Source organism: Muricoccus harenae, assembly GCF_009848505.1.
GTDB classification, from domain to species: domain Bacteria; phylum Pseudomonadota; class Alphaproteobacteria; order Acetobacterales; family Acetobacteraceae; genus Roseomonas; species Roseomonas harenae.
The window spans coordinates 180,762-205,884 of record NZ_WWDL01000003.1 but is presented as its reverse complement, the minus strand read 5'-3'; the positions used below and the strand labels follow the sequence as shown (position 1 = coordinate 205,884).

The following is a 25,123-nucleotide window of genomic DNA, read 5'->3' as shown; positions in this document are numbered from 1 at the left end:
ACAGGGTGACGTTCCAGTTGGCGAAGTCGGGCGAGCCCCAGCGCGTGTTGTTCTGGATCCACTGGTATCCGGCGCGGCCGGCGAGGGTGAAGTCGAAGGGAAGGCCGACTTCCACGCCGCCTTCGACGTAGTAGCCGTTGCCGCTCTCGAGCTGATAGTTCGGGGACCAGTTGAAGGAGGCGAGCAGCTTGGCTGGAACCGGCAGGTTCGGCACCTCGTAGGAGGCCTTCACCGCCAGTTCGTAATACTGCAGGTCGTAGAGGCCCGAGCCCGCCGGGTTGTCATAGCCCGGATAGGTATAGGCGATGCCCCCGAGATCGAGGCTGACACCCGCGACCGAGGTGCGCCAGCCGGCCAGCGCATCGATTTCCTGGCGCGCATTCGTGCCGAGGAAGGCGACGTTCGAGGCGAAGGCGCCGACATAGAAGCCGGTGGTGTGCTGGATGTCGATCGTGCCCTGCACGGCCGGGCGGTTGCGCGTCTGGCTGACGCCGCGGAACAGGTAGTCGGACGAGATGGTCGGCGTGATGCCGATGGTCAGCCCCGCATCCTCCAGCTCGAAGGCGCCGGCCGAGCCTGCGCCGAGCGACAGGCCGAGGACCAATGCGGATGCCGCGGCGATGTTCGTTGTCATCGAGTCTTCCCCTCACGCTCTGGCGTGGTGCAGGAGCGTCTTGCGAGGGCCGTGCCACGTGCCTGGCAGCTGGGCGCGAGGCGTGCCGATCACGGGGTGTCTGTTGCCGATCCGCCACGAATCGACGCATGAAGCGGCGATGCGGCCGCAGCCGCATCATGAGAAAGCCCCGCCAGGCTTTCGCCGGGCGGGGCTTCTGGATGTCGTCTGGTCGGAGCGAGAGGATTCGAACCTCCGGCCCCTGCGTCCCGAACACAGTGCTCTACCAGGCTGAGCTACGCTCCGTCACGACGACCTCCGGGCGGCGGCGTATAGCGCCGTGCCGGGATGGCGGCAAGGGCACCTGAGCCGCAATCGGCAGGGGCGCTGAATCCCGTAGGAAATCGCGCCGCGAATCGCTGTGCGGAACAGGCAGCACGGCTAAGCTTTCTGGCCCGCAACATGGAACATGCCCGATGGCGCGTCCTCGCCTCTTCCTGACCACCGCCGCCCTGGCGGCGCTCCTCCTCGGAGGCGGCGCGATTGCGCAGCCCGATCCTGTGTCCACCCGGAAGGACGGGCTGCGCCGGATGCAGGCGAATCTTGAGGCGATCGGGGCGGTGGCCAATTCCGGGGGCAACACGCGCGACACCGTGGCCCGTGCCGACGAGATGGTGGCCTTCTTCCGCGACCTGCCCTTGCTCTTCCCACCCGGCTCGGATGGCAACGGCTCCAAGGCGCTACCTGCCGTGTGGTCGGACCGCCCGGGCTTTGAGCGTGCCGCGGCCAATGCCACGACGGCGGCCGAGGCGCTGCGCAACACGGCCGCAAGCGGCGATGCCGCCGCCACCGGCCAAGCGGTGCGCGCGATGGGCAGCGCCTGCGGCGCCTGCCACCGGAACAACCGCAGCCGCTGATTCGCGAGGGGCGGTCCGGTCTCAGCCCTGCCGGGCGATGGCTGCGACCACCCCGGCGGCGATGGCGAGGAGCAGCAGCGCCAGCCAGGGGCTGCCCATGCGTGGCGCCATCCCCGCCATGGCGCCGGGCAGCCGCTTGAAGCCTGTGACCATCGGCCGCACCAGGTCCTGTCGCTTCAGCGCCGCATAGGCCAACACGGCCAGAACATGCAGCCCGACGGCGATGAGGATCAGGTCGAAGCCCAGCAGGTGCAGGCTGCGCGCCGCATCGCCGGTCTCCGGCGCCACGCTGCGTGCCAGCGGCCCCCGGGCGAGGATGCCGTCATCGGTGAACAGCCCGGAACTCGCCTGCACCAGCAGCAGGACCAGCATGGCCAGCACCATCCAGCCACCGGCCGCATTATGCCCGATCTCGGCATCCGGCTCTCGCCGGTGCAGCCGCCGCAGATGATGCAGCCCCGCCAAAGGCGAGCGCAGGAAGCGCGAGAAGCGCGCGGTGTCCGATCCGACCAATCCCCAAGCGAGGCGGAAGAGCAGCAGCGCCAGGATCACCTCGCCGGAGAGCATGTGCCACTCCATCCGCCCGGTGCTGGCCGTCCACCAGGAGATGCCGATGAGCACCGCCACAGCCCAGTGGACCAGCCGGATCCACCCGTCCCAGACCTTCACCTTCACCAGTTGCCCGGCCGCGTCGCCCATGCCGCCCTCCGCTCCAAGAGGGCAGGATAGGGAAGCCCCTGGCTCCAGGCCCAGAGGGATGGCGGGGGAGGGGGCGGAATCGCAGTTTCCGCTCACGCGCGCTCTTGTGATCGATACCCCTGCGGACGTACTTACCGCGTTATGACAGACGCATCGCGGCTGCGAGTCGTCGGCGGCCTGGCAGTCCTGGCCGGCGTCGTCGTGGCCGGAGCTTATTACGGAATGGGGAACCGTGCGGCAGCGCCGACTGTCGCCGTCTCCGCATCCTTGCCTGCCGCGCCCGCCGAGGCGGCGCGACGCGAAGCCGCCGCGCCCTCCGCCACTGCCCCCGCCGCTCGGCCTGCCTCGCAGCCGGGCCAGGCGTTCGGCCCGCCGCGCTTCGACGTGGTCCGGATGGGTGCACGCGGGAACATGGTGGTGGCCGGCCGCGCTGCCCCCGGTGCCGAGGTGGTGCTCTATGACGGCGAACGTGAGATCGGCCGCGCCCGTGCGGATTCGCGCGGCGAATGGGTGATCCTGCCCCCCGAGCCGATCGGCGCTGGCGCCAGGGAACTATCCCTCCGCTCCCGCCCGCCCGGCGGCGAGGAGATCGCCGGCTTCGACACGGTGCTGGTGGTCGGCCCCTCCGAACCGCAGGCGGTCGCCCAGGCCCGCGCCGAGCAGTCCTCCCCGGCGGAAGGGGCGTCCCGTGCCGGCCCGGGGGCGCAGCAACCGGAAACGGCCTTCCCCGCCAAAGCTGCATCGCCGACGGAGCGGACGGACCAGCTGGCCCGCCTTGGGGAGGCGTCCGGCTCCGCAAACGGGGGCGACACTGCCGGCGAGGATTCCCTCCCCACCGCCGGACCTGCTGCCCTGGCGCGGCCGGAGCAGGCGCTCGTTCTCCTCCTGCCGCCCACGGCCGCGGCAGCCCCGCGCAGCCTCTCCGCCCGGCCCGCCGGGGAGGTGCAGGCGCCGCTTGGCCTGGACGTGGTCGATTACGACGACAGCAACACCATGCGTTTCGCCGGCACCGCCCCTGCCGGCGCGCAGCTCCGCGTCTATGCCGGTGACCGCCACCTGGGCGATGCCGAGGCCGATCCCGCCGGCCGCTGGTCGCTCACCCCGGCCGAGCCGCCCCCGGTCGGCCGCCACACCCTGCGCGTGGACCAGCTCAATATCCAGCGCCCCGCCGGCGTGCAGGCCGTCCGCAACGCCGCTGTCGCCAGCCGGATCGAGGTGGCCTTCCAGCGCGAATCCCTGCCGCTCGACGCGGTGCGGGATGGGCGCGTGGTGGTGCAGCCCGGCAACAGCCTCTGGCGCCTCGCGCGTGAGGCCTATGGTCGTGGCATCCGCTACACGGTGATCTACCAGGCCAATGAGGCGCTGATCCAGAACCCGGATCGCATCTTTCCCGGTCAGATCTTCACCCTGCCCCTGGGCGACTGAAACGCGGCAGGCGCCGGCACTGCCAAGGGTTGCCCGGCGGCGGCCAAGAAACCATAACCGGGCTCCCCTCTTTTCTGGATCATCATGTCACTCGCCTACGGTATGCGCCTCGTCCTCGCGCCCCCGCATCCGGCGGGTCGTCCCTTCCTGATCGGCGGCATCGTGGTGGCCGTCATCGGCGGCCTGGCCTTCGGGAGCTGGATCTTCTGGCTGGGGGCGGCCTTCACCGCCTTCTGCCTCTACTTCTTCCGTGACCCGGAGCGGTATCCGCCCGGGAGGCCCGGCCTTTTCCTGGCCCCGGCAGACGGCCATATCGTCTCCATCGAGCCCGCCGTGCCGCCGGAGGAACTGGGCCTCGGCTCCACGCCGCGCTGGCGGGTCGCGACCTTCCTCTCCGTGATGGACGTGCATGTGAACCGCATGCCGATCGACGGCACGGTGACCCGCATCGCCTATCGCCATGGCGCCTTCATCAACGCCGCCCTCGACAAGGCGAGCGAGGACAATGAGCGCAATGCCATCGCCGTCCGGCTGGAGGATGGCCGCGATTTCGCAGTGGTGCAGATCGCGGGGCTGATCGCCCGGCGCATCCTCTGCCATGTGCGGGAAGGGGACCGCGTCCGCGCTGGTGACCGCTTCGGAATCATCCGCTTCGGCAGCCGCACGGACCTCTATTTGCCCGTGGGCGTCCGCCCCATCGTCGTGACCGGCCAGACCATGATCGGCGGCGAGACTGTGATCGCCGACCTCACCCACCCTGCCGGGATTCAGGAATAGGTATGGGACAGGCCCCGCGCCGCTTCCGTTTCACACCGCGCCACCGGCCGCGGCTGCAGGGCCTGTCCTTCAACCGGCTGCTGCCGAATATTCTGACCATGCTCGGCCTCTGCGCCGGCATGACGGCGGTGCGCTTCGCCCTGGATGATCGATGGGAACCGGCGGTGACGCTGATTGTCGTCGCCGCCTTCATCGATGCGCTGGACGGCCGCCTCGCCCGCCTCCTCCAGGCCACCTCCCGCTTCGGGGCGGAATTCGACAGCCTGTCGGACTTCCTCTGCTTCGGCGTGGCGCCCGCCTTCATCCTCTATCTTTGGTCGCTGCACGAGGCGCGGGGCTTCGGCTTCATGCCCTGCCTACTCTTCGCCGCCTGCATGGCCCTGCGCCTGGCGCGCTTCAACGCCGCCATCGACGCGCCGGCGCAGCCCGGTGCCGTGCCGCGGCCGGCCGGCTTTTTCACCGGCGTTCCGGCTCCCGCCGGGGCGGGGCTGGCCCTTTTCCCGATCTTCGCGGCCCTGACGCTGCAGGGCTGGGGCCTGACCGGCCTGGCCGACATTCTCCGCCACCCGCTCTTCTCCGCCATCCTGCTGGTGGCGGTGGCGGCGCTGCTGGTCAGCACCTTACCCACCTGGTCCTTCAAGAACGTCAAGGTGCCGCGCCAGGCGGTCCTGCCGCTCCTGCTCGGCGCCGCCGCCTATGCCGCCCTTCTGGTGGCGGAGCCCTGGGCCGCCCTGGCGGCCGCGGGGATCGTCTATGTGGGAATGATCCCTTTCTCTCTTCGCTCACACCGCCGCCTGACGGCCGAGGCTGCCCGGCCGCCGGTCGCGGAAGCCGAAAGCCCCGCCGCCGGCTAAGACGCCGGCGAGGGGCCCTTGCCGGGCGTCACGCCGCCCGGATTTCCGACAGGAAGCGATCCACCCGGCCACGGAGCTGCTCCGCCTGCTGGGCCAGCTCGCCCGAGGCCGATCGGACCTGCGCCGCTGCCGCCCCGGTGCGCTCCGCGCCTTCGGTCACGCCCGCCGTGTGCCGGGAAACATCCTGGGTGCCGGAAGCCGCCTCGGCCACCGCCGGCCGATCTCCCGCGTTGCGGCGGATTGCTCCTCGGCGGCGGCGGCGACCTGGGTGGTGATGCTGTTCATCTCCCCGATCGTCCGCACAATTCCCCCGATCGCCGAGACTGCACGCTCCGTCTCCCCCTGCATGGCCGCGATCTGGCTGCCAATCTGCTCGGTGGCCTTGGCGGTCTGCGCCGCCAGGGTCTTCACCTCGCTGGCAACCACGGCGAAGCCGCGCCCGGCTTCGCCGGCGCGCGCCGCCTCGATGGTGGCGTTCAGCGCCAGCAGGTTGGTCTGGCCCGCGATGTCGTTGATCAGCCGCACCACGTCGCCGATGCTGCGTGCCGCCTCGGACAGCCCCTGCACCGCGCCATCGGTCTGCCGCGCATCATCGGCCGCCCGCCGCGCCACATCGGCGGAGCTGGCCACCTGCCGCGCCACCTCGGCGATGGAGGCTGCCAGCTCCTCGGCCGAGGCCGCGTCCGTTTGGACATTCGCGCTCGCCTGCTCGGAGGCCGCGGCCACCGAGGTCGCACGCTCCACCCCGTCATGGGCGGTGGAGGCCATCTCCCCCGCCGTCGCGTTCAGCTCGACCGCCGCCGAGGCGACGCCGCGCAGGACCTTGGCGGCCTCTGCCTCGAATCCTCGCAGCAGCCCGTCCACGCGCTCGCCACGCGCCGCCTTCGCGGCTGCCTCCGCGGCCTGGGCGGCGGCCAGCGCATCCGCCTTGCGCAGCCCATCCCGGCAGGTCGCGACGGCGTGGGCCATGTCGCCGATCTCGTCGGCACGCGCCATCTCCGGCAGATCAAAGCCGTAGTCTCGCTTCGCCAAGCGCAGCATCGAGGCCGAAAGGCTCCGCACCCCGCCGCCCACGCTGCTGGCCAGCCAGACCACGCTGATCCCGCAAAGAACCGCGGCCAGGATGAGCGTGCCAAGGGTCAGCCACAGGGCGCGCGAATAGGATGCTTCGGCTTCCTGTGCCGCCTGAGCACCGCCCGCATCATTCAGGGCACTCGCGGCGTCCAGCGTCTCCAGCACCGCGCGGAAGAGGCGGACGGATTCCCCGTTGAAATTCGCCATCGCCGCCGCATCGCCGACCGTCCCGGCAAGAAGCGGCGCCAAGTGGTCGGAATAGCTGCTGTATTCTGCCCTGATCCGCTCGAACAGGGTGCGCTCCTCGGGGGAGGAGATCAGCCGTTCATAGCGCCGGCTGGCCGCCTCCGTCAGCGGCCGCGCCTGTTCGTAATCCGCCAGCGCTGCCTGGCGCTGCCTGGCGCTGCGCCGGGTCACTCGTTCCCATCACCCGGGCCGCGCGGGTGCGTTCGCGGGAAACCAGCAGCTTCAACTCGCCCAGGGCCTGGATGGAGGGCATCCAGTTGTCGCGAAGGTCGCGCGTATTTCCGTTGATGAATTGGAGCTGGGCGGCGGACATCCCGCCCAGCCCGAGGATGAGGACGAAGATCAATCCGAAGGCAGCCAGGAGCTTGCCGCGGATGGAGAGGGATCGGAGCGCATGTTGCGTGGCCTTGCCGAGGTGATTCCACGGCCAGCATCGGCGCCATCGCTGAAGATTCAGTTTCTCGGCCGCGACGGTCCGTCGCGGCCGGTCCTTTGGCCTGCCGTCTAGCGCGGCGTCTCCACGAGGATACCCTGCGCCTTCAATGCCTCGATTTCCTCCGCGGAGTAGCCGGCGGCCGAGAGCACCGCCTCGCCATGCTCGTTGAAGCGTGGCGGCGCCGTGCGCGCCCCGCCGGGCGTGCGGGAGAGCTTGATCGGCGTGTTGAGCGCGCGGAACTCGCCGATCTCGGCAACCATGTTGCGGGCGGCCGTGTGCGGGGCCGCGACGGCCTCGTCCACATGCAGCACCGGCCCGGCGGGCAGCCCGGCCTTCAGCATGCGGTCGCAGAGCGCATGCCCATCCTCGGTCTTCAGCCGCTCCTCGAGCAGGGCGTTCAGCGCGTCGCGGTTCACCACGCGGTCGCCGTTGGTGGCGAAGCGCGGATCCTTCGCCAGCTCATCCAGACCCAGGAAGGCGCAGAACTTCCGCCATGCGGGCTCGTTGCCGCAGGCGACGAAGATCTCGCAGGTTGCGGTGGGGAACTTGGAATAGGGGCTAATATTCGGATGGGGGTTGCCGGTGGCCACCGGCCGCTTGCCGTTCAGGAAGTGGTTCGCCGCCTGCGGATGCAGCAGCGCCATGCCGCAGTCATGCAGCGTCATGTCCACATATTGGCCGCGTCCGGAACGCTCCCGCTCCTGCAGGGCCATCAGGATGCCGATGGTGGAATAGAGGCCGGTCGCGAGGTCGACCACGGGCGTGCCCATGCGCAGCGGTCCGCTGCCCTGCTCGCCGTTGATGGACATCAGCCCGACCATCGCCTGCACGATGGCGTCATAGCCCGGCAGCCCGCCCAGCGGGCCCGTGGCGCCGAAGCCGGAAACGCGGCAATGCACCAGGCGCGGGAAGCGCTGGGAGAGGGTGTCGTAGCCGATCCCCCACTTCTCCATGCTGCCGGGCTTGTAGTTCTCGACCAGCACGTCCGCGCCTTCCAGCAGGCGCAGCAGCACGTCACGCCCCTCCTGCTTGGAAAGGTCGAGGGCGATGCTCCGCTTGTTGCGGTTCACGCCGAGAAAGTAGCTCGCCGTGCCATCCAGGAAGGGCGGGCCCCAGGCGCGCACCTCGTCGCCCTGCGGAGGCTCGATCTTGATCACCTCCGCCCCATGGTCCGACAGGATCATGGTGCAGTAGGGCCCGCCGAGAACGCGGGTGAGGTCGATGACCCGGATGCCGGCAAGGGCACCGCCGGTCTTTGTCTCGGCCTGGGGGAGCGCGTCAGTCATATAGGATCTTCCTCCGTTGGCCCGTTCTGCCCCCACGGGCCGCCCGGCTCAAGCCGGGAAGGGCGATCAGGGGCTATTCGGCCAGGTCCCGCATCACCTTGATCAGGTCCGACTTCCCCTCGAAGCCGATGCCGGGGAGTTCAGGCATGGCGATATGCCCATCCTCCACCCGCACCCCGTCGGGGAAGCCGCCATAAGGCTGGAACAGGTCCGGATAGCTCTCATTCCCGCCCAGTCCGAGGCCGGCGGCGATGTTCAGCGACATCTGGTGCCCGCCATGGGGAATGCAGCGGCTCGGGGACCACCCCGCCACCTTCAGCACCTCCAGCGTGCGCTGATACTCGCACAACCCGTAGGAGAGGGCGCAGTCGAATTGCAGCCAGTCGCGGTCCGGCCTCATGCCGCCATAGCGCAGCAGGTTGCGGGCATCCTGGTGGCTGAACAGGTTCTCGCCGGTCGCCATGGGAGCGGGGTAGAACTCGGCCAGCGCGGCCTGGAGGGCGTAGTCCAGCGGATCGCCGGCCTCCTCGTACCAGAACAGCGGATAGTCCCGGAGCATCTTGGCATAGGCCACCGCGTCCTCGAGCCCCAGGCGCCCATTGGCGTCCACGGCAAGCCGCGCCTTCCCGTCCAGTTCCTTCAGCACGGCTTCGATCCGAGGGCGGTCCTCGGCGATGCCATTGCCGATCTTCATCTTCACCACGCTGTAGCCACGGTCGAGATAGCTCCGCATCTCCGCCCGAAGCTGCTCGATCCCCTTGCCGGGGTAGTAGTAGCCGCCCGCCGCATAGACGAAGACGCGTGGATCGGCCTCGCGCCCATGCCGCTCCGCCAGCAGGCGAAAGAGCGGCTTGCCCGCGATCTTTGCCACCGCATCCCACACCGCCATGTCGATGGTGCCGACGGCGACCGAGCGCTCCCCATGCCCGCCGGGCTTCTCGTTCTTCATCAGCATCGCCCAGATGCGGTCCGGATCCAGGTTGTCGCCCGCATCGTTCAGCAGCGATGCCGGGTCGGCCTCCATCAGCCGCGGCGCAAAGCGCTCGCGGATCAGCCCGCCCTGGCCGTAGCGGCCGTTGGAGTTGAAGCCATAGCCCACCACCCGCCGCCCGTCCCGCACCACGTCGGTGACAATGGCGACCAGCGAAAGGGTCATCTTGCTGAAGTCGATATAGGCATTGGCGATGGAGGAGGCGATGGGCGCCGTCACCTCCCGCAGGTCGATGATTCGCATGGTATTTTCCCCGCTTGCCGGTGCAGCATGGCTCCGGCGCAACAGGCCGCCAAGACGGCTTGCCCTCAGGGCTGCTGGGCGCAGGGCGTTGGCACGGGGGTTGCTTTTCCAGAGCCAACCTTCCGACCCACGGGCGCCGGGACGCGGCGCCATCGCGTCCGCCGACAGGCCGCCGGAGAACAACGAATGCGACGCCGTTCCTTCCTCGCCATGCCCGCCCTGCTCGCCACCCCGGCGCTTGCGCAGGAGTGGAAGCCCCACGCCCCTGTCCGCTTTGTCGTTCCCTTTCCCCCGGGCTCCAGCATCGACCTCGTCGGCCGCATGGTCGCGGATGGCGCGCAGCCGATCCTTGGGCAGAACGTGGTGGTGGAGAACCGGCCGGGCGCGGGCACGCTCGTCGCCGTGCAGGCGGTCAAGGCGATGCCGCCGGACGGCCAGGCCGTGCTGGTCGTGGCCAACAGCTTCACGGTGAACCCCACGCTGCACAAGCCGAAGCCCTATGATCCGCTGGCCGATTTCCAGCCCCTCGCGCTGCTGGTCGAGATGCCGCATGTCATGGTGTGCCACCCCTCGGTGGCCGGCAATTTCCAAGACTTCCTGGCCAAGGCGCGCCAGCCCGGCCCGGGCCTGTCCTTCGGCAGCAACGGCCAGGGCACCAGCCAGCACATGGGCATGGAGCATCTGAAGCTGATGGCCGGGCTGAACGCCCAGCACGTGCCCTATCGCGGCACCCCGCAGATGCTGACGGATCTGATCGCCGGGCGGGTGGACTACACCTTCGCCAATCTCCCCGACGTGCTGTCGCCGATCAAGGAGCGCCAGGTGGTCCCGCTCGGCATCATCGCGCCCCGCCGGCACCGACTGCTGCCGGATCTGCCGACCTTCATCGAGTTGGGCTTCCCGGCCGCGGTCTCGGATTCCTGGTACGGCGTCGTCATGCCCACGGGTGCCCGGCCCGAGGTGGTGGCCTCCCTCTCCAAAGCCTGGCTCGAATCGCTGAACCGCCCCGCCACCCGCGCGCGGATGGAGGAGATCGGCCTCGACATCCTGGCCCGGGGCCCCGAGGAGCTCGCCACCCGCATCAAGCGCGACAGTGCCATCTATGCGGAGGTCGTGCGGGCGGCCAACCTGCAGCCCGGCTGATCAGGAACGACCATGACCCCGCTCGAGCACATCCATGTCCCCGGCCAGTTCAAGGTGGCCGCACCGCTTTCGCCGGCGGTGAAGGTCGGCAACCTGCTCTACATCTCCGGCATTCCCGCCTATGACGAGCAGGGCAAGCTCGCCATCGGCGACTTCACCGCGCAGATGACCCAGGTGATGAAGACGATCACCGAAATCCTCCAGCATGCCGGCGGTGGCTGGGACCGGGTGGCGAAGGTGAACGTCCTGCTGACGCGGCGTGAGGATTTCGAGGAGATGAACCGCATCTACGCGGCGCATTTCCCGGACGGGAAGTACCCTGCCCGCACCACCGCCATCGTCTATTCCTTGCCGCGTCCGAACTTCCTGCTGGAGATCGAATGCGTGGCGGTGCTCGCCTAGGACTGACGGCACTTCCATACCCAGGCACGTGGCGCGAGGTCCCTGCTGATGGGCCCTCGCGCCGCCACGCGTTGCAGTAGATGGAGCGTTGTCTCGGAAATAGCCTATCTCGAAACTAGCGGCCGTCCAAAAAGCACGCAAAGCTCTCACGCACTCGTGTGCGAGGTCGCCGGATGGCGAAGGTCTGGGTCTATTCCTGGGATCACGTCCGTGGCGGAGAGGGCGCCGCCTGGGGGCATTCCTCGATCCAAGTCGAGGCAGGGCCATACATCTCCTGGTGGCCGTCCCATGATGATGAGCGCAATTACATGGTGGACAACAAGAAGAACCCGTTTCTTGCCAAGATGCTTGGCAAGTTGATCGGCACCACCGACATCTACAAGGTCAAGCACCGCTGCAACGCCACTTACCAGGCGGATGTGCGCGATGAGCATCGCGGCGCTGATGTGGTGGTGGAGATCGCCGACGGCGTGTTGAACACCCGCGCGATCGAGCTGTGGTGGCAGGGCTACGCCTATGAATCGGCCTCCTACCACAGCATCAAGAAGAACTGCTCCACCACCGTGATCCGCGCCCTGCGCGCCGGCGGCTCGGACAAGCAAATCTCGGTCAAGAAGCTCGGCACCAAGGGCAAGCTGCCGAGCGTGGACTTCTTCTCCAAACAGACCGGCTGGGAGCCGACCGATGTGCTGGCCTATCTCCGGCTGATGAACCGGAGCCTCGGCGATGCCAAGGTGAACATGAACGGCTCGGTCAACACGCCGCCGCAGCGCAATCTTCCCGTGGAGGGAAGCGGCGTGCAGATGTGCGAAGCCCATGGCCAGCCGTTGCTGACCTGTTCCGACTGCTGAAGCTGCGCCGAACGGGGAAGGCGCGGTGCCTTCCCCGTCCGCCGCGCCGTTCTAGGCTGCCGCCTTCCGCGCCCAAACGCGGGCACAGAATTCCGGATAAGTCTCCACCATCTCGTCGCAGACCGCCCCGCGCAGCAGCGCCAGCTCCTCCGCCGAGGGATCCGGCGTCACCACCACCTGATCCGGCGCGTCGAAGTCGAAGCCCGTCTCCGCCCGGATCGTCTCCAGGCTTTCGCCCGGATGCACACTCTCCAGCACGAAGCGCGCGCGCGCCGGCTCGAAGCGGAAGACGCAACGTCCCGTCACCAGCGCCTGCGCCGTGCCGCGACGGAACACTTCCGGCGGCGAAACACCCGGCGCCGAGACGTGGTCGACGCGTGGCACCAGCACGCGCGGCGAATGCTCCTCGCGGAACAGGATGGTGCGCGGGGTCATGAAGTACATGAAGGCCGAGCCGAAGCTGCCCGGGAAGCGCACGCCGGCGCCGGGCCATTCGCCCGTGCCGATCAGGTTGATGTTCGCCTGCCCGTCGATCTGCCCGCCGCCGAGGAAGAACAGATCGATCCGCCCCTGGCCTGTCAGGTCGAACAACTCTCGCGTTCCCTCGGTGAAGGGATTGCCGCTCCTTTTATGCAGCAGCGACAGTCGCACCGGATGGCCGGACTTCGCCACCAGCCAGCAGGCCGCAGCTGGAATGGGCGAAGCCGCGCCCACGGCGATATGCCGCACCGGCGGCGCGGCGGGATCCAGGATCAGCCGCGCCAGCGTCGCCGCCAGCCGCTCCTCGGGCTGCACCGCGCCGCTCATTCCGCGGCCTCCCGCGCGATGCGGTTGAAGACATGCTCCTCCGCCCAGGCGCGGAAGCCCTCCTCGGTCCGCGCGGCCCGCGCATAGGCAGCGACATAACCGGCATCGAAGCCATATTCGTCCAGCAGCGCCACCGGATGCGCGCCGCGCTCCGCCACGGCGAAGGCTTCCACATAAGTCGCCGAAATCACCCCCGGCGCCAGCCGCTCATCCTCCAGCATGTTGCCGGGCACCACCCGCTCCACCGTCACCAGCAGGCGGCGCGAGGCATGGGCCAGCGTCGCGCATTCGCGCCGCCGACCGACCCAGACATTCCCCGCCTCATCGGCCATCACCGCATGCACCGCCGCCACGTCCGGCTGCAGCGCCGGGAGCAGCAGGATCGGGTCCGGCGTCTCGGAAAACGGGTTCTGCACCACGCGCCAGTCCGGCCGGTGCGCGAGAATGTCGCTGCCGACTACCCCGCGCAGCGGCATGAAGGGCACACCCTTCTCGGCGGCCTGCAGCATGGTGTGGATGGCGGGGCAGGTGGCATCGCGCAGCAGGATCGTTCCCGCCTTCACTGCTGCTGAGAAGCGCGGCGCGAATCCGGCCTCGCCGAGCGACACCGCGCTCGTCTGCACCTCCGCCACGCAGCCGGCGCCGATCAGCAGGTCGGTCGCAAAGCCGGAGACAGGCACGCCGAGCAGCCGCAGCCCCTTGGCTCCGCGCCGCATAAGCGCCTTGGCCAGCGCCACCGAGGGCAGGGAATTATCCGGTGGCAGCGCCAGCAACGCGCCATCCGGCACGCTGGCCGCCAGGGCCTCCAGGCTCGCTTGGGTCATGCTATTTCCTCCGGCGGCTAAGCTGGCGCATTTTCCCCTCGCTTGCACCCGCTGCAAACCCCCGCCTCCACCTCGGGCGAGGCCCCAGGCGCCAGGGGCGAGGTCCAGGGGAGGGGTGATGACGACATTGCCGCGCGTGATCCTGCGGAACTGGCGCGAATCCGACCGCGCGCCCTTCGCCGCCATGAACGCCGATCCGGAGGTGATGCACCACTTCCCGGCGCCGCTCTCCCGCACCGAATCTGATGCCCTGATGGACCGCTTCCTGGCCCATCACGCCACCTATGGCTTCGGCGCCCGCGCGGTGGAGGCCGAGGGCGAACTGGCGGGCCTGTGCGGCCTCTTCCACGTCTCCTTCGAGGCGAGTTTTACCCCGGCGGTGGAAATCGCCTGGCGCTTCCGCCCCGACTTCCAGGGCCGTGGTCTGGCAACCGAAGCCGCGCGCCTCGCCCTTGCGGAAGGCTTCGGCGCCCTCGGCCTGGACCGGATCGTCGCCTTCACCGCACCGGTGAACGAGCGCTCCTGGCGCATGATGGAGCGGCTCGGCATGCGCCGCGCCGGCTGCTTCGGCCATCCGCGCCTGCCGCCGGACCACAGGTTGCACCGGCATGTCTGGTACAGTCTGGAGCGCGCAGACTGGCTGGCCAACACGGTCCCCGTTTAGGGTGGCAACCCGATGGCACTCGGCCTCACCCGAAGGGGCTCGCATCCAGCCCGGCCAGCGCCGCCCAGGCATTCGCCGCCAGATGCCCCCGCGCCGGATAGAGGAAATCCGCCGCTCCCGGCCGCAGCCCGGTGCCGAGCCCGGTGGTCAGCCAGGGCAGGCTGGCCGCTGCAATCCAGCCATCCGGCCGCCGATGCCGGGCCAGCGTTACGGCGAAGCGCTCCGCTAGCGCCTCCCGCCCCAGCCGTCGCAGCAGCAGCGCGGCCTGGGCGGTGCCCTCCAGCCAAATGCCGTCGCGGTCGTCGTTGAAGTCCAGCCCGTCCATCTCTTCGGGCGGCGCCCCCGCCGGCAGGCCGTGCCGCGCCAGCACCCAGTCCAGCGCCGTCTCAAGCCCATGTTCCGGCCAGGCCAGCGGCGGCCAGAGATTGGCATCCAGCGCACTGCCCGCATTCACCGAACCGTCCGGGGCCAGCCCCATGGCGAAGCGCCCCTCCGGCTTCTGCCACATGGAGCGCACGAAGCCCGCCGCATGCGCCGCAGCTTCCGCACGGCCGAGCCGTCCGAACGCCACCGCCAGGTCCAGGTTCTGCTCCGTGCTCACCCAGGGCAGCGCAGCCGGCGCCGGCTCATGCCCGATCGTCCCGCCGCGATACCCCGCTGGCCCACGCAACCCTTCCAGCCAATCCGCCGTGCGCTCCGCGGCCTGCCGGAAGGGCGGGTCCCCCAGGGCCGTCCAGAGCAGCATGGCGAAGGCCGCCGGGCCTGCCGCACTGCCAGCCTGGTAGCCATCCTCCAGCCATTGCCCCCGCGCCGCGTCCCACCAGCCGGGCGGACGCATGCTCCGCGGCGCCTCCGGGTAGACCCGCCCGGCCGGATAGGCGTTCCGCAGCCGGCCATCCCGCCAATGGCGATCCTGCTCCTGCGCCAGGCGCAGCGCCTCGGCGATCCGGGCCGCAAGCGCCCGATCCCCGCCCGCCAGCAGCGCCAGCCCCGCCAGGGCATTGTCATAGGTGAAGGCCACCTCGGCATGGACGCGGTCGAAATCCTCGTGCCGCTCGGTGGTAAAGGATTTCAGCAGCACCGGGCCCTCGGCCGCGGCCAAGGCGCCGCGGATCGGCGCCAGCGCATCCCGTGCCAGCGCGGACCAGGCCGGCGCCCCCCCCGCCGCTCCGGCTCGCGCGGCGGCCATGCCCAGGAGCGGCATGGCAAGCGCGGCGCGGCGGGGGAGGGCAGGGGTAAGGCGATTGGCGAAATCGGACGGGCTCATCCCCCGCATCTAGGGCCGCCCCTGCGGCAGCGCACCAGCCGGCCCCATATCCTGTACTGCCCCTGGCCTATGAAATCCGACCGAACGGGGCGATACCGGACTGACCGCCGGTCGAGAGGGAAGTGCCGCCATGGAGCCGAACCGTCAGGAATTCCGCGATGCCATGGCGCGTCTCGGTGCCGCCGTGACGATCGTGACCACCGATGGCCCTGCCGGCGGGCGCGTCGGCATCACCGCCAGCGCCGTCTGCAGCGTGACGGATTCGCCGCCCACTCTGCTCGTCTGCATGAACCGCAACAGCAGCCTCAACCCGGCCGCCAAGGCGAATGGGGTCCTCTGCGTGAACGTCCTCTCAGGCGAGGACCAGAGCCTGTCCAACCTCTTCGCCGGCTTCACCGGTGCCGATCAGGCGACCCGGTTCAGCGAGGGCAGCTGGACCACCCTGGCCACCGGCGCCCCGGTGCTCGAGGATGCCGTCGCGGCCCTCGACTGCGTTGTGGAGGAAGTGTTGGAGAAGGGCACCCATAGCGTGATGTTCGCCCAGGTCCGCGCCATCCGCCTCGGCACGGCGCGCCCGGCGCTTATCTGGTTCTCGCGCAACTACCACCCGGTCGGACTGCCGGGCTGACATAAGCCGGCACCGGCCTCCCTTCGGACACCGGTGCCGGAAGCGCTTGGCGCGCGGCCACTGGCCGCACGCCCATTGGTGACTACGGCTGGTGGTCAGGCGACCGGGCGACGCCCGGCGAGGTGGACCATGTCCCGCGTCCCAGTGCGCGCGCCGATGATCGCCGCCCCCGCACCGAGTACCAGCGCCGCGAAGACCCAGAAGGCGGCCATGGCGGCTGCCTTGGCTGCGGTATCCGCCGCCTCGCGCGCCTTCTGCTCCGTCTCCTGCGCCACACGCTGCGCCTCGGCCTCATAGGCCTGCACGCGGCTCGCGGCCTCCTGCTCGGGGATCCCGGCCTCGGCCGCGACCAACTGGTTCAGCCGGGTGCGGTCGGCGTCGGAGAGGTTGCCATTCGCCACCCGCTTACCCACCAGGGTGCTGATCTCCGCCCCGCGCTGCTCCGGCGTCATCCGTGCCGGGTCGCTCGGGCCGGAAAGGGCGACGCGCGCCCGCTCCACAAGGGCGTCGGTATCCACCTGCGGCGCCGCGGCCTGCGCCGCCTGCCCAGCGGCCTGACCGACCCCGCTCATGACCCCGGAAAGCGCGTTGGTCGCGGTATGCGCCGCACCCGAGACCATGCTGCCCAGCAGCACCGCCGAAACGAGGAAGGCGGTGGCCCAAACCGCCGCGCCATGCAGCGTTCCGTCATGCTCGTCCGCCGTGCCGGAGAGCCGTGCGGCCGTATAGCCACCCAGCGCCAGGCCGAGCAGGTTCGAGACCAGGATCCAGATGCTGCCCGCGATTCCGAGGGTGGTGGCGGAAGGCGTCTCGCGCGCCTGGACGTCCACCGTGGTCACCCCGATGGCGAAGCCAAGCACGTTGAGCGAGGCGCCGACCGCGATGGCGACCAGCGCCCCCGCCAGGATAGCGCCCCAGGAGATGCGGTGCCGCAGCACCGGCGCACCCTCCGGCGCCCGCGTGGCGACCGTGGGCTGGGTAGATGTGTGTTGTGACTGGTTGTAGCCGGACATGCCGTGCGTCCCTTATTTCGAACCATGATGGTTCTCGCGGGGCAACGGGTATGCCCAGGATGGGTTGCCCGGAAGTATGGCGCGGGACGCGCAGCGTGGCCTGCAAGCCACGAAGGGACATCCGGACCCCCAGATGCGCAGAAGGCCCCGGCGGTCTCCCGCCAGGGCCTTCCCATCGCGTGGCCGGTTCGCGGCCCGCGTCTTCCGGTGACCCGTCGGAGTTAGGCGCCGACGGTGATCCGGGTGGCGGACGCGAAGACCTGGTTGATGCGATGAGACACCGGATCACCTCCTTTCATGCTGTTGACGAAGCGGGAGATGGGTGCCGGCCCCACGCGGATCAAGAGATCTCGGCGTAGGTGCCGTTCTTCCAGACATAGAAAACATAGTCCGGCACGGTGACGTCGCCCTTGCGGTCGAAGCTGATCGGGCCAAGCACTGTCTGCCAGGGCCCGCTCGCCTTCATCGTCTCCGCGACCCTGCGCGGCTCGACCGAATTGGCCCTCTTTGCGGCCTCGGCCCAGATCTGCGTCGCGGCATAGGTATAGAGCACGAAGCCCTCAGGATCGACGTTGCGGGCCTTGAAGCGCGCCACCACCTCGGCCGCCGTCGGGCGCTTGCGCGGATCGGAGGAGAAGGTCATCAGCGTGCCCTCTCCAGCCGCGCCGCTGATCTGCCAGAATTCGTTCGTCATCAGCGCGTCGCCACCGATGAGCGTGACGTTCATGCCCTGCTCCTTGGCCTGGCGCACGATCAGCCCGGCCTCGGTGTGATAGCCCCCGACATAGATGACATCGACATTCGCGGCCTTCAGCCGCGACACCACCGCATTGTAGTCGCGCTCGCCCGGGGTGTAGGCGGCGTAGATCGCCTCGGTCGTGCCGGCGGCGTTCATCGCCTTCTTCGTCTCGTCCGCCAGGCCTTTGCCATAGGCGGAGTTGTCGTGAAGAACGGCGATCCGCTTCCCCTTGTAGGTGTCGGCGATGTACTTGCCGGCGATCGAGCCCTGCTGGTCGTCCCGCCCGCAGGTGCGGAAGGTGTTCCAGGCGCCCTCGTCGGTGTAGCGCGGGTTGGTGGAGGCGGGGCTGATCTGCAGCACGCCTTCCTCCGTATAGACCTTGCTCGCCGGGATGGAGGAGCCGGAGCAGTAATGCCCGATCACCACCCGCACCTGGCGCCCCGCCAGTTGGTTGGCGACCGAAACCGCCTGGCGCGGGTCGCAGGCATCGTCGCCCGTCTCCAGCACCACTTGCTGGCCGAGGACGCCGCCGGCGGCGTTGATATCGGTCACCGCCTGGGTCGCGCCTTCGCGCATCTGCGCGCCGAAGGTGGCGTTGGCGCCGGTCAGCGGCCCCACCATCCCGATCCGGACGGTTCGCGCCTGGGCCAGGGCGCCGCGTGATGCCAGGAGCGCTGGAAGGCACAAGGATGCGCCGAGAACGACGCGGCGTTCGAGAGTCATGGGAATCTCCGGAGGCTGCTTGGTTGAGCCTAGGCGTTGAGCCGGAGCCGATTCAATGCCGGTGCGAGGCTGCCGAAAGTGGCAGTGGAATCAGCGACCACACCTTGTTGTGATCTCACGTTTCCGTTGCGATGCTTTAACCAATCATCGGATCAGACCATGGCCCGTTTTGTGTTCAATACGAAGGACCAGATGCTTGCCGCGGCAGCCGGTGTGGCCGGAACGGCGGCGACGGACTACCTCCTCTTGAACTTCGATGCGTCGGTTGTCGATTCCGATTTCACGGGCATGTCCGGCCTCGACCAGATCATCCTGCGCGGCACAGGAGCGCAAAGCATCGCCCTCGGCGAGACGGCCGCCGCAGCTTTTGGCCCGGGGTAGATCGTCATCTCCGCAGAGACCGCCACCAGCCTCTCGGTCAACGCCATCGATTTCGGTGCTGTCCGCGTGGTGGGAACGGCCGGCGCCGACACCGTCCGCGGCAGTTATGGCGACGACCGTTTCATCGGCGGCGCCGGTGAGGACGTCTTCATCTATGACGGCCACGGCATTGACACCTTCGCGGACTTCACGCCCGGCACCGACAAGATCCTGCTCCTGGACACCGGCATCACCAGCTTTGCGGAACTTCTGAGCCATGTCGATGTCCGCCCGAATGGTGGCCTCCATATCGATTTCAGCTCGCCCTTCAGTGCCGACATCCTGCGGCTGCCAACCGTCACCCTCGGCCAGCTCTCGGCGAACGACTTCATCTTCTCCACCGCCCGCGCGTCCACCGGCGTCACCCTGGCCGCCTCACCCCGGCCGGAGAACGCGCCCGGCGCTCTGAACCTCGGCACGCTCAGCGTCATCGATCCCGATCTGGGCGACACCCACACGATCACGAGCCTGCATACCGGCTTCTACGTCTCGGGGAACTCGCTCTTCCTGAAGGAAGGCGCGACGCTCGGCGATTATGAGGCCGGGTCCGACTACCTCGTCAGCCTGCGCGTCACGGATTCCTACGGCATCCGCCGCGACCACCACGCCATTGTCGACCTGACGAATGTCGTGGAGCCCTGGGGCGCCCACTCCGAGAATGCCGGCCGAACGCCGAATGACCGCACGCTGGCCATGAACCTACTGGCCAACGAACAGGTTCAGGAATTCAGCGTGAAGCTGGCGGCCGTCAGCATCGGCACCTTCGCGACCGCCCATAGCTCGGTCACGACCCAGGCGAACGGCGCCGCGGTCTACACGCCCAATGCCGGCTATGTCGGCACCGACAGCTTCACCTATGTCATGAGCGACGCGCTCGGGAACACCAGCAGCGCCACCGCCAGCTTCTCCGCCTTTACGAACCTCGCCCCCACCCTGACGCTCACGGACCATGCCGTGGTGTCCCGCACCAAGGGCGCGGAGGTGGGCATCCTCGATGTTCAGGACGCGAATGACGACGGGGTTTCTTTCTCCATCGGTGGCACCAAGGCCGACATGTTCGAGATCGTCCGGTCGGACAGCGCCTACCGGTTGAAGCTCAAGGCCGACAGCAAGTTCACCGAGAATACCGACGCCGAACTGACGATCAAGGCGACCGACCAGTGGGGCGCCAGCAGCACCATCAGCACCACTATCCACTCCTTCGGCCTGAACTTCGTCAACTGCCAGATGGTGGTGGCGGATGATGCGGTGGGCGTCACGCTTGGCGCGGTGAGCGCCAGGACCGGCTATACCCTCTCAGTCGCCGGTGGCGATCCGCTGTCCGGCCGCTTCGAGATCAGGGACGGCAAGCTTGCGCTGAAGGCAGGCGCCAGCCTCGACTATGAGGCGGGGGAGACGAATGTGAAGGTTGTCCTCCTCGCGAGCGACGGCAACGGGAGCTCGGCCTTCATGAAGGAGATCACCGTCCGGGTGCGCCCGGACCTGGAGGCCAGGGACGACAGCTATGTCGTCAAGCCCGGCGTTGCTCTGATGGGGGACGCCTCCGAGGGCGTGCTGACCAATGACCTGACCGACGGCCAGGGCCTGAGGGTGGATGAGGCGATCGGCATTCCCATCGGGACGGCGAAGGAAGGCTTCATCACCTTCGCCGCAGACGGTTCCTTCACCTACACCCCGAAGGCGGGCTATCTCGGCCGCGACCACGTCAAGATCACGGTGCGCGACGAGTTCGGCACGCCCCGGAAGGTGGAGGTGTCGCTCCTCGTCGACAACCGGCCCGTGGAGATGGCGCCCATCTCCGACATGGCCGTGCGCACGGATGGCACCCCCGCCGCCTTCAAGCTCGCCGCAGGCCACTTCATCGATGCGGATGTCGGCCAGAAGCTCACCTACACGCTGAGCATGGCGGATGGCGGCGCCATTCCCGATTGGCTTACCCTGGACGGCACCACCCAGACGCTGAGCATCGGGGCGGCGGCCTGCGGGGAGAGCGCCCTGAACCTGCGCCTGACCGTGAGCGACGGCATCCTGTCCGTCACCGACGACTTCATCCTGACCTATGGGGCGGGCGTCACCACGGCTGTCGGCAGCGAATGGTCGTTGATCGGCTGATGCGGAAGGGAGGTCAGTGGGCGCCCAGATAGGCGTCCCGGACCTCGGGCCGGGCGAGCAGCTCGGCCCCCGTGCCTTCCAGCGTCACGCGCCCGGTCACGAGCACATAGCCCCGATGCGCCAGCCGCAGTGCCTGGTTGGCATTCTGCTCCACCAGCAGCACCGTGAGACCCGTGCGGGCATTCAGCTCCCGGATCGCGGAGAAGATCTGCCGCACCACCAGCGGCGCGAGGCCGAGCGAGGGCTCGTCCAGCAGCAGCAGCCGGGGCCGGGACATCAGCGCCCGGGCGATCGCCAGCATTTGCTGCTCCCCGCCGGAGAGCGTGCCGCCCCGCTGCGCCTCGCGCTCCTTCAGCCGGGGGAACAGGTTGAAGGCCTGCTCCAGCCCCGGCGCCGGATCGACGCCCATGGCCTGCGCGCCCATCAGCAGATTCTCGCGCACCGTCATGCGGGGGAAGATCCGCCGCCCCTCCGGTGACTGCGCGATTCCGGCGCGCGCGATCTCATGCATCGGCAATGCGGTGATGTCGCGCCCCTCAAAGGAGATGCGCCCGGCCCGCGCGCGGGGTGCGCCGAAGATGGTCATCAGCAGCGTGGACTTGCCGGCGCCATTCGCGCCGATCAGCGTGACGATCTCACCGGCGTCGACATGCACCGATACGCCCCGCAGCGCCTCCACCGCGCCATAGGCGGCGGTCACGCTCTCCATCCGCAGCATGGCGCTCACGCCGCGCCCTCCAGGGGAACCGCCGGCGTGTCATCCTCATCGCCCTCGCCGAGATAAGCGGCGATCACCGTCTCATCTGCCCGCACCTCCGCCGGCGTGCCGTCTGCGATCTTCTTCCCGTGGTCTAGCACCACGACGCGGTCCGAGATCTTCATCACCACGCCCATGTCGTGCTCGATCAGCAGGATGGAGCATCCGCTCGCGCGGATCAGCCGGATCAGCTCCGACAGCTCCTCGGATTCCCGCGGGTTCAGCCCCGCCGCCGGCTCATCGAGGCAGAGCAGCACCGGCTCCGTGCACATAGCCCGCGCGATCTCCAGCCGCCGCTGCGCGCCATAGGGCAGGCTGCCCGCTGCATCGTCCGCGCGGTCCAGCAGCCGCGTCGCCTCCAGCCAGTGCTTTGCCAGATCCACGGCCGCGCGCTCCGCCGCCCTGTAGCGCCCGAGGCCGAGCGCCGCGCCGATGCCGAAGAAGGTCGAGGCCTGCAGGCGGTTGTGCTGAGCGACCAACAGGTTTTCCAGCACCGTCATGCCGGGGAAAAGGCGGATGTTCTGGAAGGTGCGCGCCACCCCTTCCTGCGCGATGCGGTGCCCCGGCGTCCGGTGCAGCGCCCGCTCCCCGGAGCGTCCGTGCAGCAGGATCTCGCCCGCGCTCGGTCGGTAAAAGCCTGTGATGAGGTTGAAGACGGTGGTCTTGCCCGCGCCATTCGGCCCGATCACCGCGGTAATGTCGCCCGCCCTCGCATTGAAGGAGACCTGGTTCACGGCGGTCAGCCCACCGAAGCGCATCACCAGCTCGCGTACCTGAAGGACCGGGGCGCTCACCGGCCCTGTCCCACGAGCTCGGCCGCGATCGCCCGGCGCTTCCCGAGTGAGACGGAGGGCGTGCGCGACGAGACCAGCCCGCGCGGCCGCCAAACCATGATCACCACCATGGCGCCCCCGAAGACGAGCATCCGCCATTCCTCAAGGTCCCGGAACGCCTCGAAGCCGCCGATCATCACCAGCGCCGCGATGGCGACGCCGAGCTGGCTGCCCAGCCCGCCCAATACGACAATGGCGAGGATGATGGCGCTCTCGATGAAGGTGAAGCTCTCGGGCGAGATGAAGGCCTGGCGCGTGGCGAAGAAGGCGCCCGCGAAGCCGCCGAACATGGCGCCGATGGCAAAGGCCGTCAGCTTGGTGTTGGTCACGTTGATGCCCAGCGCGCGGCAGGCGATCTCGTCCTCGCGCAGCGCCTCCCAGGCGCGGCCCAGCGGCTGCCGCCGCAGCCGGATCGTCACCCAGTTGGTCAGCAGCGCCAGCGCCAGGATGACGTAGTAGAGGAACACGACGCGATGGGTGGGGGAGGGCTCCAGCCCGAAAAAATCCGAGAAGGAGCCGGGTCCGCCACCCGCGCTGAAGCTCAGCCCGAAGAAGGAGGGGCGCGGAATGCCCGAAATACCGTTCGGCCCGCCCGTCAGCGAAACCCAGTTCAGAAGCACCACGCGGATTATCTCGCCGAAGGCCAGCGTCACGATCGCAAGATAGTCGCCGCGCAGCCGCAGCACGGGAAAGCCGAGCAGCACGCCCCAGAAGGCCGCGAGCAGCCCCGCCAGCGGCAGGCAGACCCAGAAGGAAAGGCCGAAGGTGGTGGAGAGCAGCGCGTAGCTATAGGCACCCACCGCGTAGAAGGCGACATAGCCGAGGTCCAGCAGCCCAGCGAGCCCGACCACGATGTTCAGCCCCCAGCCAAGCATCACATAGGTCAGCACCAGGATGCCGAGATCGAGCCCATAGCGCGTGGTTCCCGGCAGCATCGGCAGCAGGACCGCATAGGCGAGCAGCACCGGCGCCACCCATGTTCCCACGCGCGCGATCATCGCGCTGCGCTGCGCGGTCCGTGGCTTTGGCGCCGGCCGGAAGGTGGTCCAGAGGTTCAGCAGCAGCCGTCCGGCGAAGACCAGCCCGACGAGAATCGCCACATCTGCCCAGCGCGTGCGGATGATCAGCCCACCGCCGCCCGGCCCCACATCCGTCCGCAGCCCGACCAGCGGCACGAACAGTCCCAGCGCCACCAGCGCGGCCATGCCCGCGTCGCGCAGCGAATGCGCCATCGGCGGGCGGGGCGCGGGTGGCGCCGAGGAGCGCGGGATGCCGCTCAACTCGCCCGGATCGGGCACGCCATCGTCGTTGTGGGGAACCCCGCCCTCATGCGGCACGCCAAGCGACGAATTGGCGCCGCTCATACTTTCTCCACCTCCGCGCGGCCGAGCAGGCCGGTGGGCATGAAGATCAGCGTGATCACCAGGATCGCGAAGGTCGCGACATCCTTGTACTGCACCGAGAAATAGGCGCTCCAGAAGGTCTCGATCAGCCCGATCAGCAGGCCGCCGAGAACCGCCCCGGGCAGGGACCCGATGCCGCCCAGCACAGCCGCAGTGAAGGCCTTAACCCCCGCCAGGAAGCCGATGTAGAAGTCGATCACCCCATAGCGCAGCAGGTACATGGTGCCCGCCACGGATGCGAGCGCCGCGCCGATGACGAAGGTGATGCTGATGGTGCGGTCCGTGTCGATTCCCAGCAGCCCCGCCATCTTCCGGTCCTGCTCGCAGGCGCGCATGGCGCGCCCCAAGGGTGTTCGCGTGACCAGCCAGGTGAAGACCGCTAGCACCCCCAGCGTCACCACCACGATCAGCGCCTGCATGGAGGAGACCGAAACCGCGAAGCCATTGCCGTGCCACAGCTCCAGATTGCCGGTTACGATCGCCTCGATCGGCTTCACCCGCGCACCCTGCGCCACCTGCACGTAGTTCTGCAGCACGATGGACATGCCGATCGCGCTGATCAGCGGCGCCAGGCGGAAGGAGCCGCGCAGCGGGCGATAGGCCACCCGCTCCACCGACCAGCCATAAAGCGCCGTCACCGCCATGGAGACGAGAAGCACCAGCAGGATCGCCCCCGGCCCCGCCGTCCATCCGCCCGCCGCGATCAGCACGAAGGAGATGAGCGAGATGAAGGCGCCCACCATGAAGATGTCGCCATGGGCGAAGTTGATCATGCCGATGATCCCGTAGACCATCGTGTAGCCCACCGCGATCAACCCATAGATCATGCCCAGCGCGACACCGTTGATCAGCTGCTGCAGGGCATAGGCCAAGCGCGGTCTCCGTCTTTCCAGGGCGCCGGGTTTGTCCCGGTTCCGCCGTTCGGCCGTGTAGCGTCCCGGAAGCAGGCTACGCTGGGGCCGCGCGCCCCGCCAAG

General features: G+C 69.0%; 27 protein-coding genes and 1 tRNA gene. 11 read left to right on the top strand and 17 right to left on the bottom strand.

Features of this window, described 5'->3' with window-relative positions; all coding sequences use genetic code 11:
* A partial coding sequence (locus GSE44_RS04475; RefSeq protein ID WP_159347585.1) for a TorF family putative porin occupies positions 1-634 on the bottom strand: 634 nt, incomplete at its 3' end.
* A 208-nt stretch (positions 635-842) separates the two neighbouring features.
* Positions 843-919: transfer RNA gene (locus GSE44_RS04470), tRNA-Pro, on the bottom strand.
* 170 nt (positions 920-1,089) lie between these two features.
* Between GSE44_RS04470 and GSE44_RS04465 the strand changes: the two genes are divergently transcribed.
* The gene (locus tag GSE44_RS04465) at positions 1,090-1,530 is read left to right on the top strand and encodes a c-type cytochrome (protein ID WP_159347584.1); all 441 of its coding nucleotides are present in this window, start codon (positions 1,090-1,092) and stop codon (positions 1,528-1,530) included.
* A 21-nt stretch (positions 1,531-1,551) separates the two neighbouring features.
* Here GSE44_RS04465 and GSE44_RS04460 read toward each other — a convergent pair whose 3' ends face one another.
* Positions 1,552-2,229, bottom strand: coding sequence for a cytochrome b/b6 domain-containing protein (locus GSE44_RS04460; protein ID WP_159347583.1), 678 nt, complete (start codon positions 2,227-2,229; stop codon positions 1,552-1,554).
* A 141-nt stretch (positions 2,230-2,370) separates the two neighbouring features.
* Between GSE44_RS04460 and GSE44_RS04455 the strand changes: the two genes are divergently transcribed.
* The 3 genes from GSE44_RS04455 (at position 2,371) to GSE44_RS04445 (ending at position 5,285) form a co-directional block, all read left to right on the top strand.
* Positions 2,371-3,654, top strand: a complete 1,284-nt coding sequence (locus GSE44_RS04455) for a LysM peptidoglycan-binding domain-containing protein (protein WP_159347582.1) — start codon at positions 2,371-2,373, stop codon at positions 3,652-3,654.
* An 84-nt stretch (positions 3,655-3,738) separates the two neighbouring features.
* Positions 3,739-4,431 (top strand): phosphatidylserine decarboxylase, encoded by a 693-nt coding sequence (locus tag GSE44_RS04450; protein ID WP_159347581.1) that lies wholly within the window; start codon positions 3,739-3,741, stop codon positions 4,429-4,431.
* A 2-nt stretch (positions 4,432-4,433) separates the two neighbouring features.
* Positions 4,434-5,285 carry a CDP-alcohol phosphatidyltransferase family protein gene (locus GSE44_RS04445; RefSeq protein WP_159347580.1) on the top strand — a complete coding sequence of 284 codons (852 nt, stop codon included), beginning with the start codon at positions 4,434-4,436 and terminating at the stop codon, positions 5,283-5,285.
* A gap of 28 nt (positions 5,286-5,313) precedes the next feature.
* On the opposite strand, the gene GSE44_RS26155 is transcribed toward GSE44_RS04445, so the two are convergent.
* From GSE44_RS26155 to GSE44_RS04425, 5 genes are all read right to left on the bottom strand, one after another.
* Positions 5,314-5,445, bottom strand: coding sequence for a hypothetical protein (locus GSE44_RS26155; protein ID WP_268893621.1), 132 nt, complete (start codon positions 5,443-5,445; stop codon positions 5,314-5,316).
* A complete protein-coding gene (locus GSE44_RS04440) occupies positions 5,442-6,776 on the bottom strand; it encodes a HAMP domain-containing methyl-accepting chemotaxis protein (RefSeq protein WP_159347579.1) in 1,335 nt (444 codons plus the stop codon). The genes GSE44_RS26155 and GSE44_RS04440 overlap by 4 nt, the downstream gene beginning before the upstream one ends.
* A complete protein-coding gene (locus tag GSE44_RS26440; protein ID WP_408015089.1) occupies positions 6,685-6,981 on the bottom strand; it encodes an MCP four helix bundle domain-containing protein in 297 nt (98 codons plus the stop codon). Before GSE44_RS26440 ends, GSE44_RS04440 begins: the two co-directional genes overlap by 92 nt.
* Positions 6,982-7,109: 128 nt before the next feature.
* Positions 7,110-8,327 (bottom strand): CaiB/BaiF CoA transferase family protein, encoded by a 1,218-nt coding sequence (locus tag GSE44_RS04430; RefSeq protein WP_159347577.1) that lies wholly within the window; start codon positions 8,325-8,327, stop codon positions 7,110-7,112.
* 73 nt (positions 8,328-8,400) lie between these two features.
* On the bottom strand, positions 8,401-9,561 hold the full coding sequence (locus GSE44_RS04425) for a mandelate racemase/muconate lactonizing enzyme family protein (RefSeq protein WP_159347576.1): 1,161 nt from the start codon (positions 9,559-9,561) through the stop codon (positions 8,401-8,403).
* Between the two features lie 186 nt (positions 9,562-9,747).
* On the opposite strand from GSE44_RS04425, the gene GSE44_RS04420 reads away from it, so the two are divergent.
* The 3 genes from GSE44_RS04420 (at position 9,748) to GSE44_RS04410 (ending at position 11,957) form a co-directional block, all read left to right on the top strand.
* Entirely contained in the window at positions 9,748-10,704 is a 957-nt protein-coding gene (locus GSE44_RS04420) for a Bug family tripartite tricarboxylate transporter substrate binding protein (RefSeq protein ID WP_159347575.1), read from the top strand.
* Positions 10,705-10,716: 12 nt separating this feature from the next.
* Positions 10,717-11,106: a RidA family protein gene (locus GSE44_RS04415; RefSeq protein ID WP_159347574.1), complete on the top strand. Its 390-nt coding sequence runs from the start codon at positions 10,717-10,719 to the stop codon at positions 11,104-11,106.
* Positions 11,107-11,279: 173 nt separating this feature from the next.
* Entirely contained in the window at positions 11,280-11,957 is a 678-nt protein-coding gene (locus tag GSE44_RS04410; RefSeq protein WP_159347573.1) for a hypothetical protein, read from the top strand.
* Between the two features lie 51 nt (positions 11,958-12,008).
* Here the strand turns inward: GSE44_RS04410 and GSE44_RS04405 are convergent, their stop codons facing one another.
* Positions 12,009-12,764, bottom strand: coding sequence for a CoA-transferase (locus GSE44_RS04405; RefSeq protein ID WP_159347572.1), 756 nt, complete (start codon positions 12,762-12,764; stop codon positions 12,009-12,011).
* Positions 12,761-13,588, bottom strand: coding sequence for a CoA transferase subunit A (locus GSE44_RS04400; protein ID WP_159347571.1), 828 nt, complete (start codon positions 13,586-13,588; stop codon positions 12,761-12,763). Before GSE44_RS04400 ends, GSE44_RS04405 begins: the two co-directional genes overlap by 4 nt.
* Positions 13,589-13,706: 118 nt before the next feature.
* Here GSE44_RS04400 and GSE44_RS04395 point away from each other — a divergent pair, with 118 nt between their 5' ends.
* Entirely contained in the window at positions 13,707-14,252 is a 546-nt protein-coding gene (locus GSE44_RS04395; RefSeq protein WP_159347570.1) for a GNAT family N-acetyltransferase, read from the top strand.
* Positions 14,253-14,277: 25 nt separating this feature from the next.
* On the opposite strand, the gene GSE44_RS04390 is transcribed toward GSE44_RS04395, so the two are convergent.
* Positions 14,278-15,519, bottom strand: coding sequence for a hypothetical protein (locus GSE44_RS04390; protein ID WP_159347569.1), 1,242 nt, complete (start codon positions 15,517-15,519; stop codon positions 14,278-14,280).
* Between the two features lie 130 nt (positions 15,520-15,649).
* On the opposite strand from GSE44_RS04390, the gene GSE44_RS04385 reads away from it, so the two are divergent.
* Positions 15,650-16,147, top strand: a complete 498-nt coding sequence (locus GSE44_RS04385) for a flavin reductase (protein ID WP_159347568.1) — start codon at positions 15,650-15,652, stop codon at positions 16,145-16,147.
* Positions 16,148-16,242: 95 nt separating this feature from the next.
* On the opposite strand, the gene GSE44_RS04380 is transcribed toward GSE44_RS04385, so the two are convergent.
* On the bottom strand, positions 16,243-17,160 hold the full coding sequence (locus GSE44_RS04380) for a hypothetical protein (protein ID WP_159347567.1): 918 nt from the start codon (positions 17,158-17,160) through the stop codon (positions 16,243-16,245).
* Positions 17,161-17,500: 340 nt separating this feature from the next.
* Positions 17,501-18,622 carry a branched-chain amino acid ABC transporter substrate-binding protein gene (locus GSE44_RS04375; protein WP_159347566.1) on the bottom strand — a complete coding sequence of 374 codons (1,122 nt, stop codon included), beginning with the start codon at positions 18,620-18,622 and terminating at the stop codon, positions 17,501-17,503.
* 159 nt (positions 18,623-18,781) lie between these two features.
* On the opposite strand from GSE44_RS04375, the gene GSE44_RS04370 reads away from it, so the two are divergent.
* Both GSE44_RS04370 and GSE44_RS04365 read left to right on the top strand, forming a co-directional pair.
* Positions 18,782-19,003 carry a hypothetical protein gene (locus GSE44_RS04370; RefSeq protein WP_159347565.1) on the top strand — a complete coding sequence of 74 codons (222 nt, stop codon included), beginning with the start codon at positions 18,782-18,784 and terminating at the stop codon, positions 19,001-19,003.
* 66 nt (positions 19,004-19,069) lie between these two features.
* Positions 19,070-21,154 carry an Ig-like domain-containing protein gene (locus tag GSE44_RS04365; RefSeq protein WP_159347564.1) on the top strand — a complete coding sequence of 695 codons (2,085 nt, stop codon included), beginning with the start codon at positions 19,070-19,072 and terminating at the stop codon, positions 21,152-21,154.
* A 13-nt stretch (positions 21,155-21,167) separates the two neighbouring features.
* On the opposite strand, the gene GSE44_RS04360 is transcribed toward GSE44_RS04365, so the two are convergent.
* Genes GSE44_RS04360 through GSE44_RS04345 form a run of 4 tightly spaced genes read right to left on the bottom strand, consistent with a single transcriptional unit; the run spans position 21,168 to position 25,019 of the window.
* Positions 21,168-21,872, bottom strand: a complete 705-nt coding sequence (locus GSE44_RS04360) for an ABC transporter ATP-binding protein (protein ID WP_159347602.1) — start codon at positions 21,870-21,872, stop codon at positions 21,168-21,170.
* Between the two features lie 5 nt (positions 21,873-21,877).
* Positions 21,878-22,705 (bottom strand): ABC transporter ATP-binding protein, encoded by an 828-nt coding sequence (locus GSE44_RS04355; RefSeq protein WP_201305923.1) that lies wholly within the window; start codon positions 22,703-22,705, stop codon positions 21,878-21,880.
* Entirely contained in the window at positions 22,702-24,108 is a 1,407-nt protein-coding gene (gene livM / locus GSE44_RS04350; RefSeq protein WP_159347563.1) for a high-affinity branched-chain amino acid ABC transporter permease LivM, read from the bottom strand. Before livM ends, GSE44_RS04355 begins: the two co-directional genes overlap by 4 nt.
* Complete coding sequence (locus tag GSE44_RS04345) at positions 24,105-25,019, bottom strand: ABC transporter permease subunit (RefSeq protein WP_159347562.1); 915 nt, start codon at positions 25,017-25,019, stop codon at positions 24,105-24,107. The genes livM and GSE44_RS04345 overlap by 4 nt, the downstream gene beginning before the upstream one ends.
* Positions 25,020-25,123 lie beyond the last annotated feature (104 nt).

Excerpts from the sequence above, each read along its gene's own strand:
- GSE44_RS04465 (WP_159347584.1), top strand. The coding sequence starts at position 1,090 with ATGGCGCGTCCTCGCCTCTTCCTGACCACCGCCGCCCTGGCGGCGCTC.
- GSE44_RS04460 (WP_159347583.1), bottom strand. The coding sequence starts at position 2,229 with ATGGGCGACGCGGCCGGGCAACTGGTGAAGGTGAAGGTCTGGGACGGG.
- GSE44_RS04455 (WP_159347582.1), top strand. The coding sequence starts at position 2,371 with ATGACAGACGCATCGCGGCTGCGAGTCGTCGGCGGCCTGGCAGTCCTG.
- GSE44_RS04450 (WP_159347581.1), top strand. The coding sequence starts at position 3,739 with ATGTCACTCGCCTACGGTATGCGCCTCGTCCTCGCGCCCCCGCATCCG.
- GSE44_RS04445 (WP_159347580.1), top strand. The coding sequence starts at position 4,434 with ATGGGACAGGCCCCGCGCCGCTTCCGTTTCACACCGCGCCACCGGCCG.
- GSE44_RS04430 (WP_159347577.1), bottom strand. The coding sequence starts at position 8,327 with ATGACTGACGCGCTCCCCCAGGCCGAGACAAAGACCGGCGGTGCCCTT.
- GSE44_RS04425 (WP_159347576.1), bottom strand. The coding sequence starts at position 9,561 with ATGCGAATCATCGACCTGCGGGAGGTGACGGCGCCCATCGCCTCCTCC.
- GSE44_RS04420 (WP_159347575.1), top strand. The coding sequence starts at position 9,748 with ATGCGACGCCGTTCCTTCCTCGCCATGCCCGCCCTGCTCGCCACCCCG.
- GSE44_RS04415 (WP_159347574.1), top strand. The coding sequence starts at position 10,717 with ATGACCCCGCTCGAGCACATCCATGTCCCCGGCCAGTTCAAGGTGGCC.
- GSE44_RS04410 (WP_159347573.1), top strand. The coding sequence starts at position 11,280 with ATGGCGAAGGTCTGGGTCTATTCCTGGGATCACGTCCGTGGCGGAGAG.
- GSE44_RS04405 (WP_159347572.1), bottom strand. The coding sequence starts at position 12,764 with ATGAGCGGCGCGGTGCAGCCCGAGGAGCGGCTGGCGGCGACGCTGGCG.
- GSE44_RS04400 (WP_159347571.1), bottom strand. The coding sequence starts at position 13,588 with ATGACCCAAGCGAGCCTGGAGGCCCTGGCGGCCAGCGTGCCGGATGGC.
- GSE44_RS04395 (WP_159347570.1), top strand. The coding sequence starts at position 13,707 with ATGACGACATTGCCGCGCGTGATCCTGCGGAACTGGCGCGAATCCGAC.
- GSE44_RS04390 (WP_159347569.1), bottom strand. The coding sequence starts at position 15,519 with ATGAGCCCGTCCGATTTCGCCAATCGCCTTACCCCTGCCCTCCCCCGC.
- GSE44_RS04385 (WP_159347568.1), top strand. The coding sequence starts at position 15,650 with ATGGAGCCGAACCGTCAGGAATTCCGCGATGCCATGGCGCGTCTCGGT.
- GSE44_RS04380 (WP_159347567.1), bottom strand. The coding sequence starts at position 17,160 with ATGTCCGGCTACAACCAGTCACAACACACATCTACCCAGCCCACGGTC.
- GSE44_RS04375 (WP_159347566.1), bottom strand. The coding sequence starts at position 18,622 with ATGACTCTCGAACGCCGCGTCGTTCTCGGCGCATCCTTGTGCCTTCCA.
- GSE44_RS04370 (WP_159347565.1), top strand. The coding sequence starts at position 18,782 with ATGGCCCGTTTTGTGTTCAATACGAAGGACCAGATGCTTGCCGCGGCA.
- GSE44_RS04360 (WP_159347602.1), bottom strand. The coding sequence starts at position 21,872 with ATGCTGCGGATGGAGAGCGTGACCGCCGCCTATGGCGCGGTGGAGGCG.
- livM (WP_159347563.1), bottom strand. The coding sequence starts at position 24,108 with ATGAGCGGCGCCAATTCGTCGCTTGGCGTGCCGCATGAGGGCGGGGTT.